Source organism: Streptomyces spongiae, from assembly GCF_009377185.1.
In the GTDB taxonomy this organism is placed as follows: domain Bacteria; phylum Actinomycetota; class Actinomycetes; order Streptomycetales; family Streptomycetaceae; genus Streptomyces; species Streptomyces spongiae.
On sequence record NZ_VJZC01000235.1, the window covers coordinates 1 to 14,115 of the forward strand.

The 14,115-nt window shown below is 68.9% G+C and carries 10 protein-coding genes and 1 pseudogene; 3 read left to right on the forward strand and 8 right to left on the reverse strand.

Going from position 1 to position 14,115, the window contains the following annotated elements; all coding sequences use genetic code 11:
* Window positions 1–570 precede the first annotated feature (570 nt).
* On the reverse strand, window positions 571–1,455 hold the full coding sequence (locus FNH08_RS27165; protein ID WP_152774163.1) for an alpha/beta hydrolase: 885 nt from the start codon (window positions 1,453–1,455) through the stop codon (window positions 571–573).
* Between the two features lie 162 nt (window positions 1,456–1,617).
* Here FNH08_RS27165 and FNH08_RS27170 point away from each other — a divergent pair, with 162 nt between their 5' ends.
* The gene (locus FNH08_RS27170; RefSeq protein ID WP_152774164.1) at window positions 1,618–2,589 is read left to right on the forward strand and encodes a LysR family transcriptional regulator; all 972 of its coding nucleotides are present in this window, start codon (window positions 1,618–1,620) and stop codon (window positions 2,587–2,589) included.
* A gap of 251 nt (window positions 2,590–2,840) precedes the next feature.
* Here FNH08_RS27170 and FNH08_RS53630 read toward each other — a convergent pair whose 3' ends face one another.
* A complete protein-coding gene (locus FNH08_RS53630; protein ID WP_152774165.1) occupies window positions 2,841–4,076 on the reverse strand; it encodes a PucR family transcriptional regulator in 1,236 nt (411 codons plus the stop codon).
* 129 nt (window positions 4,077–4,205) lie between these two features.
* On the opposite strand from FNH08_RS53630, the gene FNH08_RS27180 reads away from it, so the two are divergent.
* Window positions 4,206–6,737: a flavin-containing monooxygenase gene (locus FNH08_RS27180; protein WP_152774166.1), complete on the forward strand. Its 2,532-nt coding sequence runs from the start codon at window positions 4,206–4,208 to the stop codon at window positions 6,735–6,737.
* A 109-nt stretch (window positions 6,738–6,846) separates the two neighbouring features.
* A complete protein-coding gene (locus FNH08_RS27185; RefSeq protein WP_194238630.1) occupies window positions 6,847–7,191 on the forward strand; it encodes an EthD family reductase in 345 nt (114 codons plus the stop codon).
* A 318-nt stretch (window positions 7,192–7,509) separates the two neighbouring features.
* Here the strand turns inward: FNH08_RS27185 and FNH08_RS27190 are convergent.
* From FNH08_RS27190 to FNH08_RS27215, 6 genes and pseudogenes are all read right to left on the reverse strand, one after another.
* Window positions 7,510–8,131 (reverse strand): annotated as a pseudogene (locus tag FNH08_RS27190) (MBL fold metallo-hydrolase).
* A complete protein-coding gene (locus FNH08_RS27195) occupies window positions 8,131–9,216 on the reverse strand; it encodes an S-(hydroxymethyl)mycothiol dehydrogenase (protein ID WP_152774168.1) in 1,086 nt (361 codons plus the stop codon). Before FNH08_RS27195 ends, FNH08_RS27190 begins: the two are co-directional and overlap by 1 nt.
* Before the next feature lie 59 nt (window positions 9,217–9,275).
* A complete protein-coding gene (locus tag FNH08_RS27200) occupies window positions 9,276–10,493 on the reverse strand; it encodes a cytochrome P450 (protein WP_152774169.1) in 1,218 nt (405 codons plus the stop codon).
* A 54-nt stretch (window positions 10,494–10,547) separates the two neighbouring features.
* Complete coding sequence (locus FNH08_RS27205) at window positions 10,548–11,531, reverse strand: PDR/VanB family oxidoreductase (RefSeq protein WP_407704457.1); 984 nt, start codon at window positions 11,529–11,531, stop codon at window positions 10,548–10,550.
* Between the two features lie 156 nt (window positions 11,532–11,687).
* The gene (locus FNH08_RS27210; protein ID WP_152774171.1) at window positions 11,688–12,434 is read right to left on the reverse strand and encodes an IclR family transcriptional regulator; all 747 of its coding nucleotides are present in this window, start codon (window positions 12,432–12,434) and stop codon (window positions 11,688–11,690) included.
* A gap of 446 nt (window positions 12,435–12,880) precedes the next feature.
* Window positions 12,881–14,115 (reverse strand): MFS transporter (locus FNH08_RS27215; protein ID WP_407704459.1); only part of this gene is annotated, 1,235 nt, incomplete at its 5' end.

The window sequence follows — 14,115 nt, forward strand, 5'->3', positions numbered from 1 at the left end:
GCCTTCACCGACAACCGCCGTCGGTGAAGGCGCCGCCCGTCCTCGGCCCGCTTCACCCCACCGCGCCGGACCACGGCGGTGCGGACACGGCTGCTGCAGCAGACCACCCAACCGGCCGTCCGACAACAGCCCAAGGGCCCCCGATCCGCGCAGCAACCCCTGCCCTGTTGTTTGTCCGACGAGGTCGAAACGGGCCTCGAGCGGGGTCGCTCACCTGGGCATTCGCCAGCACGATGGTGCCCCCGAGCTACTGGTGGGCTGGGTTCAGCAGCGTAGCGAAGTCCTTCTGGTCGGTCCTGGCCCTTATACGGCGGGCCGGCCCAGGAGCGGCCGGTCGTCAACGGGGAGGGACTGCCCCGGATGCCGGACCTTGCACCGCTGTCAGCCCGTGCCCCTCGCCGGGAGCTGGTGTGGGACCGCTGCGGTTCGGGATGAGCTCGGCTGAGATCACCGGCGCACTCCAGGTATCCGGTCCTCCGAGCGCCACGGCCACAGTCTCTGTGACAGGGGGCGTAAGCCGGCCGGGGGAGGTTGCTGATCCGCGGCTGGCGCATCAGCGGGCGAAGGGCATCAGGCGAGGGTCTTCGCCAGCCAGGACGTGGTGCGCGAGACGATCTCCTCGAAATGGTCGACCAGGATGCCGTAGTGCTGTCCGGGATACTCGACGAGTTCCTTGGGGGCCGTGATCCGCTTGAACATCTCGCGTGCGTCCTCGACCGGGGCAACGGTGTCGCCATCGGCGAGCACCATCAAAACCGGCGCCGTGATGCGCTCCGCGTACGCGGTGACCTCCATCTCGAACAGATGGTCCAGCGACGACAGCGTCAGTTCGTTGCGCCAGCTGCGCACGCCGTCGAACCGCTTGATGAACTCGAGGCCCTCCGGGTCCGTGAACATCACAGCAGGGCCGTCCGGCGTACGGTGGCCGCTGGTCTGCAGGACGACCGGGGGCTCGCCGCGACTCTGACCGAGGCGATCAGCGACGATGGCGGCATCCAGGCTCGCGAGCTCGGCCGGCGGGAACAGCTTGCGCGCCGACCATCCGCTGACCGGCGGTACGACGGAGACGACAGCGGCCGGCCGGGTGTCGGTCGCGGCGGCGAACATGCCGACCATGCCGCCCAGGCTGAACCCCCAGACAGCGATCCTCGCCGGATCGACGTCGTCACGCAGGCTGAGATGCGTGATGACATGCCGCATGTCGCGGGCGAACTGCCACGGGTCGATCTGCTGGCGGGGTTCGCCGTCGCTGTGGCCGAGTCCGCGGTGGTCGTAGAAGGCGACGCCGAGACCCGCGTCCGTGAACAGATGCGCGTACGGGAAGCCGATCTCCGCGACGCTCCCGATGCCTTCATGGGCGATCACGACGGGCACCGGACCTGCCGCGTCCTCGGGAAGGTAGAGCCTGCCGCGAAGGGTGATCTCCCCCACCGGGATGTCCAAGGAATGGTGCATGCGCGTGTCCTCTCTGACTCGCTCACGATGCTCGATCCGTCTCGGCCGGCGCTCTCACCAGGGCCGTACTGCCGCTGTTTGCAGTTTCATCGCAACCACAACATCTGTACAGTGGAACTTTTATATGGGTTTCATTCACGACATGGATGAAGAAGGATCGGGATGGGTATTGATCTGAATCTGCTCGTGCCGCTGAACGCGCTGCTCCAGGAGCGGAGCGTGACGGCCGCGGCGCACCGTATCGGCCTCTCCCAACCGGCCTGCAGCGCGGCGCTCAAGCGACTGCGAAGGCACTTCGGCGATGAACTGCTGGTCCGAGTCCCCGGCCAGGGAACCCAGCTCACGCTGCTGGCCGAGCGCCTGCGCAATCGGGTCTCCCTGCTGGCCGCGGAACTCGACGGCGTCTTCGCGGCCAACGCCGGCCTACAACCGGGGTCACTCGACCGCGAGTTCTCCCTGCTGCTCGCCGACGCCGAATGCAGCGCGCTCGCCACGCCACTGGTGCGCGAAGTCACGGCACACGGCTCCGGTGCACGTATCCGCCTGGATCTGCTCACGAACGACATGCGGGCGGGGATCGTCGAGGAGATCGACAGGCATGATGCCGTGATCGTGCCCCGGGTCGCGCTCCCGGACGGGACGCCGTCGCTCGACCTCTACGAGGACCAGTGGGTGCGCATCGTCAGCGCAACGCGGCAGTCCGAGGACGACGATCTCGAGCAGGCACGCTGGGCCGTCTGCTACGACGCGCCGTTGATGCCATGGTCGCCGGGCCAGCTGCTGGAGAGGGAGGGCATCGCTGGGTCGATCGCCGTGCGGGTGGAGAGCTTCGTGGCCCTGTTCCCGCTGGTGGCAGGTGCGGATCTCACCGCGCTCGTGCCCCGGCGGCTGGCAGACGCGTGGTGCGAGTCGACGGGAACGCGCGCCGCCCGGGTCCCCGCATCTCTTGCCCGGCCCTTCGTCATCGCGATGGCGTGGTCTCCGCGGTGGGTGTACGACCCGGCCCATCGCTGGTTCCGGGACCGGGTGGCCGCCGCCGCGCGCGGTGTTGACGACGCGAACCGGTTTCCCCCGGCCGATGTGATCGACCGTGCTGGAGCAGGCACCCCTTTGAAGGCCGAAGGCCGCGACTGAATGGGCGCGGCCCTGCACGCATAGAAGCAGGTCGCCGCTACCACAGCGTGGACTGGGTGCGATGCCGTACCACGATGCTCGTCTGCGGGCGTGGCCCTATCGGCTGCCCCCGCTCTGCGGCGCGGGCTTCAACGCAGAAGGTCGCAGCGGTGACGGCCGCGGACACTGTCAGAGGGCGGGTTGCAACACCCAGCGTGGGACGTTGACTTACGACGTTGCCAGGTCCCGCCGGCCCCCTTTCGGCACCCTGTTCATGCGGACGTGCCCTCCGCATGCGTAGGTCCGATCAGATCGGTGAGGTGCAGGGCGAGCTCAAGTGCCAGGCGTCGTTCGTTGACCGGTCGGCCCAGTGCGCGCTCTGCCTGCTGGAGGCGATAGCGCACGGTGTTGTGGTGGACACCGAGTTGGGCGGCGGCCGCACGGTAGTTGCTGTTCGCAGCGTAGAACGCGGCGAGGGTTTCACGGGTGCGTCGGGTCGCCTCGTCGTCCATGACCAGCGCGCCCAGCTCGGCCTGGATGAAGGTGCGAGTCCGTTCCATGTCGGCCGTACAGACCGTGGCCACGTCCACTTCGTCGTAGTAGGTGATGGTGCCCGGTTGCCTGCCTGCCAGTTCGGCGATGCGAAGTGCGTCAAGGGCCTGACGGTGGCTGCGTCTGAAGCCCGCCAGGCCTTCCACGGGCCGCCCGACGGCGATCATGAACGGCGCCGCAGGGTGCGGCAGCGACACCGGCCGTGAGAGGGGCCACCGGAGCCAGCACCACAGGGTGCGCTCGTCCGCGTGCACGCCGAGCCGCTCGTCGACGCCGAGTTCACCGCACAACTGTTGCAATGCCGGATCGAGCGCGGCACCTCCGGCTGTGCAGTCCCGGAGGACGACCGCCAGATGACCGCCGCTCATCCGGGAGCCCACGCGGCGGCCGATGTCGGCGGGGAGGTCGTCGCCGTTGAGAATGCCGCGGATCTCCTCAAGTCGCGCATGGGATCTCTCTTGGCTGAGTCGCTCCATTTCATGGCTGTACAGCGTCGTCATGAACTCGCAGATCGCATCGACCCATTCGAGGGTGTATGCCGACCCGTGCTTGATGATGCCGATCGCCGCCGCGCTGTCTCCTCGTTGCTGTTCGGCGACGGCGTCAGTCCAGAGGGCGATGAATCGGGATGCCGCCACGCGGTGGCCGCGCAGCACCGAGTCGAGGGTCAGCCCACTGCGCACCATGGTCCGGGCGTTTTCGACGATTTCTTGCGACAGCGTCACTTTGTCGACCGGTACGCCACGGGCGAGGTAGTCGAGAAAGGCGGTCATGTGTGCTGTGCAATTGGCGGTGACCAGACCTTCCAAGCCCAGTCCGTGCACTTCCGGCGTCCGCTCGATGACGCAGGAGGCCAGGTCGTCAGCGATGGCGCAAGCCGTCGGCAGAAGGCCGGACACGATGTCCTGCACACCGCCGAGGAGGCTCGCCTGGTCGCTCGCCGCTTCTCCGGACACGTTCGCAAGTCTGCATCGTCATGCGCCAAATGGTCAAAGACCCGCGGCTCGACTGACCGACTGACCGTAGTTCCGGCCCGTGCGCCACACCTAACGTGCACGCCACAGAGCCGATGCAGGAGGTAGACAATGACAGTTGATCACGACGTGGTGGTCATCGGTGCCGGGTTCTCCGGTTTGTACGCCGTCCACAAGTTCCGCGATCAGCTCGGACTGTCGGTCCAGGGCTTCGAGGCCGCCGGCGGCGTTGGCGGCACCTGGTGGTTCAACCGCTACCCCGGGGCCCGGTGCGACACAGAATCGGTCCACTACAGCTATTCGTTCTCGGACGAGCTGCAGCGTGAATGGCGGTGGACCGAGAAGTACGCGGGACAGCAGGAGATTCTCGACTACCTGGAGTGGGCTGCCGACAAACTCGACGTTCGCCGTTCGTTCCGCCTGGACACCCGAGTGACATCTCTGACCTGGGACGAAGTGTCGGCCCATTGGACGGTGGCCACCAGTGACGGTGCGGAATGCACCGCACGGTTCGTGATCTCGGCCGTGGGAGCCATGTCTGTACCCAAACGGCCTGAGTTCACCGGGATCGACAGCTTCGCGGGCGAGCTCTACTGGACGAGCAGCTGGCCGGACCGCCAGGTCGATTTCGCGGGCAAGCGGGTCGCGGTGGTGGGTACCGGCTCCACCGGCATCCAGGTCATCCAGGAGATCGCACCGAACACCAGGCACTTGACGGTATTCCAGCGCACGCCGAATTATGCTGTTCCTCTGGGCAATGGGCCGGTCGATGCAGAGCAGCAGCGCTGGAACGCGGAGAACTGGAAGGAGCTCCGCGGTGATTCGCGCGAGCGGGTCGGGGATCTGCCCTACGATCGGCCCGCGCCGTCGGCCCTGGCGGTCGATCCGGAGGAGCGGACTCGCGTCTACGACCGGGAATGGCAGCACGGCGGCTTCAGGTTCCTCACCTCGACCTTCGGTGACCTGATGGTGAACGAGACCGCCAACGAAACAGCTGCCTCCTACATCCGTGACCGAATCCGTGAGCGCGTGCACGACCCGGTGACCGCCGAACTGCTCTGCCCCGACGACCATCTGTACGGGACCAAACGGCCTACCTTCGAAACGTCGTACTACGAGGCGTTCAGCCTTGCCCACGTCGACCTCGTCGACGTCCGGTCCGCGCCGATCGAAGCCATCACACCCACCGGGATCCGGACGACCCAGGCGTCGTACGACTTCGACGCGATCATCCTGGCAACCGGGTTCGACGCGTTCACAGGCCCGGCGCTGACTTTCCCCACAACCGGTCGTGACGGTGTGTCCCTCAGGGACACATGGGCCGATGGGCCGGCCAACTATCTCGGACTCCAGGTCGCGGGCTACCCGAACCTGTTCACCATCAGCGGACCGCTCAGTGTCGTCTCCCAGACCAACTCCCCCTTGATCATCGAGGACCAGATCGACTTCGCCGCCGACGCCGTCCAGACGACGCTGTCGCGCGGGGCGCGTACGGTCGAAGCGACTCCCGAGGCCGAGAAGGCGTGGACCCGGCTGGTCAACGATGTGTACAGGATGAGCCTGTTCGCGAAGACGGAGAAGTCCTGGTACACCGGCGGCAACATCGAGGGCAAACCGAAGGGGGCCTATGTCTTCTTCGCCGGCTCACCTCTCTATCGCCAGATCATGGTCCAGGCCGCGGAGAGCGGGTTCGCGGGACTCTCCTTCGACGGCGCCGCATCGAGCCTCCCCCCACTTGCCCGGCTCGACGCGGGTGCCGCACTCGTGGTCGCCGGGATGCTCAACTCCGGGGCCGCGACGATGGAAGAAGCCCCCGTCGAGGAGCTCCGGGCCATGAACGAGGCCGGGGCCCACATGCAGGTTCCCGGTCCGGTGATGCGAGTGGAAGACGTCAGCGATGCGCGGGTCCGCGTCTACCTGCCCTCGGCCGAGGGGCCCCTTCCAGCGGTGGTCTTCTGCCACGGGGGCGGTTTCATCTCCGGTTCCCTCGACAGCGTCGACCCGACCTGCCGGCGGCTGGCGGCGGAGAACGGCGTGGTCGTCGTCTCGGTCGACTACCGTCTGGCACCGGAACATCCCTTCCCGGCGGCCACGCAGGACACATTCGCGGCTCTGCGATGGACGCATGAACACATCGCCGAATACGGCGGCGACCCCGCACGCATCGCCGTCATGGGAGAGAGCGCCGGAGGCAACCTCGCCGCCCTCGCCGCTATCCGGGCACGCGATGAGGGAATTCCCCTCGCTGCCCAGGTGCTCATCTACCCGACCACCGACCCGGAATCCCCCGGCGCCTCCCACGCGGAGTTCGCTCACGGGCCCTTCTTGACCGCCGCGACGCATGACAGGTTCTGGGGGCTCTATCTCGGCGGCGCCGAAGTCACCGAAGCGAACGCTCCCCTGCGGGCGAAGTCCCTTGCCGGCACGGCACCCGCTCTGGTGATCACATCCGAAATCGACCTCATCCGAGACGAGGGCCAGCAATACGCCCAAGCCCTCGCCGCCGCGGACGTCCCGGTCGAGTACCAGTGCTTCGACGGCCTCATCCACGGGTCGTTCACGATGAGCGCCCTGATACCGAGTGTCAAGGGCATGTACGACCTGATCCAGGAGTACCTCGCCTCGAAACTCCAACGAGCCTGATCGGCTCCTCGGGCTCGGGAGGACGGTGGCCCGCGACTGTGTCGCCGCCCTCCCAGCCCACATGTCCCGGTCCACATACTTTTCGGCCTCGCCAGGAGAGAGCTTCTCTATGACCAACGCACAAGCCGTGACGGCCATCTTGTATCCCTATGCGGAACACACCTCCTTTGACTGGACGTACTACCTCGATCACCACATCCCCCTCGCGCGTCGCCTGTTCGACGAGCACGGACTGATCACGGTGACCGTCGATCGCGGCCTGCACGGCACGACTCCGGATACCCCGCCACCTTTTGTCGCCGTCACACGGATGGAATTCGCGAGCATGGATTCGATGACAGCCGGAGTGGCCGCAGTGGGCGCAGTGTTCGCCGCGGATGTCGCAAACTTCACCGACATCGTGCCCGTACTTCAGACGGCGAGCCGACAGTACGACGCTGCTGGGCTGGGGTAGCCTCATGCATTCACGCTCATTCCGGCACTGCGTGCCGGAATGAGCGAACTCGCCGAAAGGCTGATCGCAGTACTCGAGAACGCGGCGCGGCCGGAATGCCGCCACCAGCGTATTGCGGGACCGCCGGTGCGCCGCCGTCCACCGGCCGGCACCCGGGGCAGACACGTCGTCACTGAGCTGAAGTCAGCAAGGCTCATTCCGGCGAGTGTCATCCCACTCCGGTCGAAATGGCGGCAACCAGTGCTGGACCGCGCGGTGCGCGGACCACCGAGGCTCACGGCCCCCATCTGGCCCGGCATCCTGGCTGAGCGCCGCCACTCAATGACCTCGTGCAATCCAGTCGGCGAGGTGGGGTGCCTCAGCGCCGATGGTGGTGCCCGGTACGCGCTTCTGTGGCCGGTGGCAGCACAAGGAGGCGGTCCCGGATCGAGCGGATGATGGTCGGGAAGTCCGAGTACGACCGACCGGTCGCTCCTGGACCCCCCGCGAACAGCGTGTCGCCCGTGAAGACGGTGTCGAGCGAGGGCAGGTACAGGCAGATGGCCCCGGGCGTGTGCCCAGGGGTGTGCAGCACCCGCAGTTCCGTGCCCGCGACGGGGATGCGCTGGTTGTCGGAGAGGTAACCGCCGGGGTCGTGGTCGGGGTGGGTGTGCTTCCACAGCAGCCAGTCGTCCAGGTGGACGAAAACGGGCGCGCCGGTGGCCTCGGCGAGGGCGGGGGCCGCGTTGATGTGATCGTCGTGGGCATGAGTACACACGATGGCGGCCAGACGGCGGTCTCCGACGGCACGGGCGATCGCCTCCGCGTCGTGGGCGGCGTCGATGACGACCGCCTCGTGGTCGTCGCCGACGATCCAGACGTTGTTGTCGACGTTCCAGGTGCCGCCGTCCAGGCTGAAGGTGCCCGAGGTGATGACGTGCTCGATGCGGACGCCGGTCATCACAGCATCACCACTGAGCGCAGGACGTCGCCGTCGTGCATCCGCTCGAAGGCCTTCTCGACCTCGTCCAGGGCGATCGTCTCGGTGACGAAGGCGTCCAGGTCCAGCCGGCCCTGCAGGTAGAGGTCGATGAGCATCGGGAAGTCGCGGGAGGGCAGGCAGTCGCCGTACCAGGAGGATTTCAGGGCTCCGCCGCAGCCGAAGACGTCCAGCAGCGGCAGCTCGAGCGTCATCTCCGGGGTGGGCACCCCGACCAGGACCACCGTGCCGGCGAGGTCGCGGGCGTAGAAGGCCTGCCGGTAGGTTTCCGGTCGGCCGACGGCCTCGATGACGGTGTCGGCGCCGAACCCGCCGGTCAGCTCGCGGATCGCCTCGACCGGGTCGGTCTCCTTGGAGTTGACGGTGTGGGTGGCGCCCAGGCTCTTGGCGGTGGCCAGCTTGCGGTCGTCGATGTCGACGGCGATGACCTTGGCCGCACCGGCCAGGTGGGACCCGAGGATCGCGGCGTCCCCGACGCCACCGCAGCCGATGACTGCCACCGTGTCTCCTCGGCCGACGTTGCCGGTGTTGATGGCCGCGCCGATGCCGGCCATCACCCCGCAGCCGAGCAGACCGGCCGCGGCCGGTGAGGCGGCCGGGTCGACCTTCGTGCACTGCCCGGCGGCGACCAGCGTCTTCTCGGCGAAGGCTCCGATACCGAGGGCGGGCGAGAGCTCGGTGCCGTCCAGGAGAGTCATCTTCTGTGCGGCGTTGTGGGTATCGAAGCAGTACTGGGGGCGTCCGCGTCGGCAGGCGCGGCAGCGGCCGCACACGGCGCGCCAGTTGAGGATGACGAAGTCGCCGGGTTCGACGTCCGTCACTCCGGGGCCGACTTCTTCGACGACGCCGGCCGCCTCGTGCCCGAGGAGGAAAGGGAAGTCGTCGTTGATGCCCCCGTCGCGGTAGTGCAGGTCGGTGTGGCAGACACCGCATGCCTGGACTTTCACCACTGCCTCTCCCGGGCCCGGGTCGGGCACGACGATCGTCTCGACGGCTACCGGCTCGCCTTTGGCGCGGGCAATGACGCCGCGTACGTGGTGGGGCATGGAGGTGGTCCTCTCGCTGTGCGATGTAGGTGGGTTGGGCGGGGTGCGGTTGCCGGAGGTCAGCTTGCGGGCCGCACGGTGACGGGGAGCGCTGCCCAGGAGCGCAGGGTGTTGTTGAGATGGCGGCGGGGTTCGCCGGTGAGCTCGATGCGTTCCACGCGGCGGGCGAGGGCGGTCAGCAGGGCCTCGGCCTCCAGGCGGGCGACATGCTGGCCGACGCACTGGTGGATGCCCATGCCGAAGCCGACGTGGCCGGAGGGGTCCCGGGCGAGGTCGAAGCGGTCGGCATCGAGCCAGCGGGCCGGGTCGCGGTTGGCGGCGCCGAGGAACATGAGGATCTTCGTGCCCTCGGGGATGAGGGCGCCGGCGATGGTGACGTCGGTGGTGGCGGTACGGAAGAAGGTCTGCACAGGTGACTGCCAGCGCACCGCCTCGTCGAACGCCACACGAGCCGACTCGGGTCGCTCGCGCAGTCGCTGCCACTGGTCGGGATGGGTGGCGAAGGCGTAGAGGGTGGCGGCGAGGCCGTGGACAGTGGTGTCTACGCCGGCGGTGAGCAGGGAGCGCACCACCAGGGGTGCCTGGGTGTGCGTGAGGTCGCCGCGGTCGGCGGCGGCCCAGATACGGGAGCCGAAACCGTCCTCGCTCAGCGCCTCGCGGGCGCACTGGGCGTTCACCCAGGCCGACAAGTCGGCCGCCCTGTCGGCGTCGGCCTTCACGAGGTCGTTGGCCGGTCCGAAAGCGTTGAAGGCCATGTTGCCGTAAGGCAGAAGGTTGTCCCGTCCCTCGGGCCCCAGTCCGACGGCGTCGGGGAACACACGGAGCGGAAAGGCACTGGCCAGGTCCGTGAAGGCGTCGAACTGGCTGCCCCGGTCGGCCAGTACGGTGTCGACCAGTTCCTCGGCGGCCGTCTGCCACGTCGCGCGCAGTTGGCGCAGGGCGGGTGGTGCGAGGATCTCGCGCAGGACACGGCGCGGCGCGTCGTGGTGCGGCGGGTCGGCTTCCAGCAGCAGGCTCGGCGGCCGCCAGGGCTTCTCGTGACGGAAGTTGGCCAGTCCGACGCCGGCGGCGGACTGGAAGGCCTGCCAGTCGACCAGGGCGGCGTGCACCTCGCGGTAGCGGGCCAGCGCGTACACGTTGTAGCGGGTCAGGTGGACGACGGGGCCGGCTTGCCGCAACTGCTGGTGCAGCGGCTCGGGTTGTGCCAGATGTTCGGCGGCGAAGGGGTCCGCGTCACTCGTGGGGAGCGCGACGGCGGCGGCCGGTGCGTGGGTCATGACGGCTCCAAACGGAAGAGGGCACGGGCATGGGGGCATGTCTGCGGGTGCGGCTCAGAGGTCGAGGACGAGGCGGTCACCGCGGGAGCGGGATACGCACGGGAGCATGCAGTCGTTCGCGGCCCGTTCGTGGTCGGCGAGGACCGAGTCCCGGTGATCGGGCGTCCCTTCCAGCACCGGCGTGAGGCAGGTGCCGCAGGTGCCCTGCTCGCAGGAGGACAGGACGTCGGCTCCCGCCTGTCGTACGGCGTGCAGGACGGAGGTGTCCGGCATGACCATCACGGTGCGGCCCGTGCGACGTAGCTCCACCTCGAAGGCAGTCTGGTGGACGGGCTCCGGCAGGGCGCCAGCGTTGAAGCGCTCGGTGCGCAGGCTGTACGAGGGCCAGGCGGCGCAGGCCTGCTCGACGGCCGCCAGCAGCGGCGCCGGTCCGCAGCAGTAGACCTTGGTGGCGGGATCCGGGGCGTCCAGCCAACGGGCCAGGTCCAGCAGGCCGCACTCGTCCTGGGGGCTGATGTGCGCTCGGGCGCCGTGGGCGGCCGACAGTTCCTCGCGGAACGCCATCGAGGCACGGCTGCGGCCTCCGTACAGCAACTGCCAGTCGGCGCCGATCAGTTCGGCCTGGTGGATCATGGGCAGCAGCGGGGTGATGCCGATGCCGCCCGCGATGAACAGGTACCGGTCGGCCGGAACCAGCGGGAAGTGGTTGCGCGGCCCGCCGACACCGACCAGGTCACCCGGCGCGAGCCGGTCGTGCACGTACGCCGAGCCGCCACGCCCGGCCGGCTCGCGCAGGACCGCGATGCGGTAGGTGTACGCGTCCCACCGGTCACCGCACAGGGAGTACTGCCGGGTCGTCCCTTCCGGCAGGACCAGGTCGATGTGCGAGCCAGGGGTCCAGTCCGGCAGCCGCGCGCCGTCCGGGTGGGCGAGAGTGAGAGATACGACGCCGTCGGCGACCGTGTCTTTGGCGCGGATCTCCAAGGTCACCCTGGAGAGGGCGGGTTGGGGGACCCGGAGCAGGCTGTCTGCGACCACGTCGTCGCCTCCCGTCTGTGGAATGCAGGCAGGATGCTCAGGGCCGGGGCTTGCTCGCGACGGCATTCTCATTCAGTGAGAGACGGAGAGACGAATTTCGTGCGGATGTCACACCGATGTCGCGCCACCGTCGCATGACCGCCCGCAGCCCCGTCGTCACGTGCTGCCCAGGGCGCGCGAGATGCCGCGGGCGGCGGTCCGTACGACGGGGACGACCGCCTGGGCGCTCGCGTCGTTGGGCACGATGACGGCCAGCGCCGCCAGCACCGTGCCGTCGCCGCCGCGCACGGGGGCGGCGATCCCGAGGGCCTCTTCGTGGACGTAGCCGGGGCAGTAGGCGTATCCCTGCTGCCGGACGTCGGCCAGGATCGCGCGTAGCTGTGCCGGGGTGGCCGGAGTGTGGGGGGTGTAGGTGGTGAGGGGGCCGGCGAGGATGCGTTCCCTCAGAGAGACGGGGCCGTGGGCGAGCAGCACCAGGCCGCTGGAGGAGGCGTGCAGGGGCAGCCGGCCGGCGACCCGGGTGTAGTTGATCACCGCGCCGGGTGCCGAGAGGCGCTCCAGGAACAGCACGTCGTCGCCGTTGAGCACGCCCAGCTGCACGTGGTGGCCGACGACGTCGTGCACGCCCTCCATGAACGGCATCGCGGTGTCCCTCAGCGAGAGCGTCGGCGAAGCGCGTGTCACCAGCTCCCACAGTCGCACACCGATCCGCACCTGCCGGTCGTCGTCCCGGCTGAGGAAGCCGTGCGCCACCAGCTCGGCCACGAGCCGGGAGGCCGTCGCCACGTGCAGCCCGCTGCGGCGGGCGATCTCCGAGACGGTCAGCGCCGGCTCGTCCTGGCTGAAGGCCTCCAGGATGCGAGCCGCCCGGGAGAGGACCGACTCGTGGTGAGGTGTCTTCATGATCCGCGCTCCGGTGCTCGGGGCATGCGCCGCCGGGAGACCAGCATTGGCAGTCGCTCTCCGGCACGCAAGGGCCGTCCCGTGCAGCCGGAGGGTCGCGGCGTATCGGAGCCGAGAACGGGGATCTTCGCCGAAACGGGATCTTCACCAGGGCGACGGGTCCGGCGCGAGATGCCGAGGGCTTGGAGGGTGACCAGGCCACGCCGGTTCCTGCCGCAGCGGCCGAACAGCTCACGCCTGTGCCGTCGCCCTCGACGGCGCTGTCGGACTTCGGGACGACGGCCGGTTCCTTGGATTCGCAGTGCGCGCCAAGGCCGAGCGGGTCTGTTTGCCGGTGGTGTCGTCACGCGCAGGACGAAGGGAGTTGACGGTTGCCGGTGCGTCGCGCCGGACCGAAGGAAGAGTCTGGTCAGCCGGCCCCGTCGGGTGGCTGACCAGGGGGCGGGTCACGCCTGCACAGTCTCTTGCGGGGCCGTCGTCCGGCGGAGGACGGGCAGCAGGCCGGCTGCCACCAGTGTCGAGGCCAGGCCGAGGAGGCCGACGGCGCCGGCGAGGCTGCCGGTGGCGGACTCGACGGCGATCAGGGCGAGCGGGCAGAGGAACTGCCCGGAGAAGAACGATGCCGTCCACAGTCCGGTGCCGCGGCCGCGGTCGGCGTAGTCCAGCTTGGACATCGCCCAGGTGAGCAGCGAGGGCAGCAGGAAGCCGGTGCCGATGCAGTTGAGGACCGCGCCGACGACCAGGACCGGGGTGTTGGGGGCCAGGCCCATGATCACGAACCCGGCTCCGCACAGGGCGAAGATCGCGGGCAGCCTGCGCTCCGGCCGGCCGGTGAGCCTGGCGAAGGTGAGGCATCCGGTGACGGTGGCGGCGCTGGCGATCGCGGTGGCCATGCCGATGATGCCGCTGCTCTTCACGCCCAGGTCGTCCAGCAGGTAGGCCGTTTCCACCGGGACGGTGTAGAAGACGATGGCGCCGAACACCGACAGCACGCAGATGCCCGCCAGTCGGCGCACGGGGAACGGCCGTGCCTCGGCGGCGGCAGCCTTTTCCGTGGCTGCGCCCTGCCTGGGCTGGGGCAGGCACGCGGCCATGGCGGGGGCGAGCAGCAGCCCGACGGCGTAGAGCCAGAACGGGGTACGCCAGCCCGATGATCCGAGCGCGCCGCCGAGCACGAAGAAGGCGGTGGCGGAGGCAGAGGCGCACAGGGTCTGCAGGGCCAGGTAGCGGTCCCGTACGCGGCCTGTGTAGTAGTCGCCGATCAGTGTGGTGCAGCAGGTCATGATGGCGGCCTCGGTGACGCCGAGGAGGGCGCGGCTGGCCACGATGGCACCGAGGGAGTCCAGCCACAGCGGTGCGGTGCCGAACAGCGCGTACAGGACGGCCGCGACGATCAGGAGGCGTTTGCGTCCCAGCCGGTCGATGATGACCCCCGCGAAGGGGGCCAGCAGGGCGAACGCGAGTGCGGGGACGGTCAGGACCATCGGGACGAGCGCCTTGGCGCCGGGCACTGTGGCGAAGTGCGCCTGCATTTTCGGCAGCACCGGAGCGAGCAGCACCGCGCCGAGGATCGGCAGACAGCTGCCTGTCATCAGAAGCACGACGCGCAGACGGCCCCCGGCTTCGGGTGCGGGCCCGGTGTTCTGGGCGGCGGTGCCGTCGGCGGGCACGGGTGGGGAAG

Excerpts from the sequence above, each read along its gene's own strand:
- FNH08_RS27165 (WP_152774163.1), bottom strand. The coding sequence starts at position 1,455 with ATGCACCATTCCTTGGACATCCCGGTGGGGGAGATCACCCTTCGCGGC.
- FNH08_RS27170 (WP_152774164.1), top strand. The coding sequence starts at position 1,618 with ATGGGTATTGATCTGAATCTGCTCGTGCCGCTGAACGCGCTGCTCCAG.
- FNH08_RS27180 (WP_152774166.1), top strand. The coding sequence starts at position 4,206 with ATGACAGTTGATCACGACGTGGTGGTCATCGGTGCCGGGTTCTCCGGT.
- FNH08_RS27185 (WP_194238630.1), top strand. The coding sequence starts at position 6,847 with ATGACCAACGCACAAGCCGTGACGGCCATCTTGTATCCCTATGCGGAA.
- FNH08_RS27195 (WP_152774168.1), bottom strand. The coding sequence starts at position 9,216 with ATGCCCCACCACGTACGCGGCGTCATTGCCCGCGCCAAAGGCGAGCCG.
- FNH08_RS27200 (WP_152774169.1), bottom strand. The coding sequence starts at position 10,493 with ATGACCCACGCACCGGCCGCCGCCGTCGCGCTCCCCACGAGTGACGCG.
- FNH08_RS27210 (WP_152774171.1), bottom strand. The coding sequence starts at position 12,434 with ATGAAGACACCTCACCACGAGTCGGTCCTCTCCCGGGCGGCTCGCATC.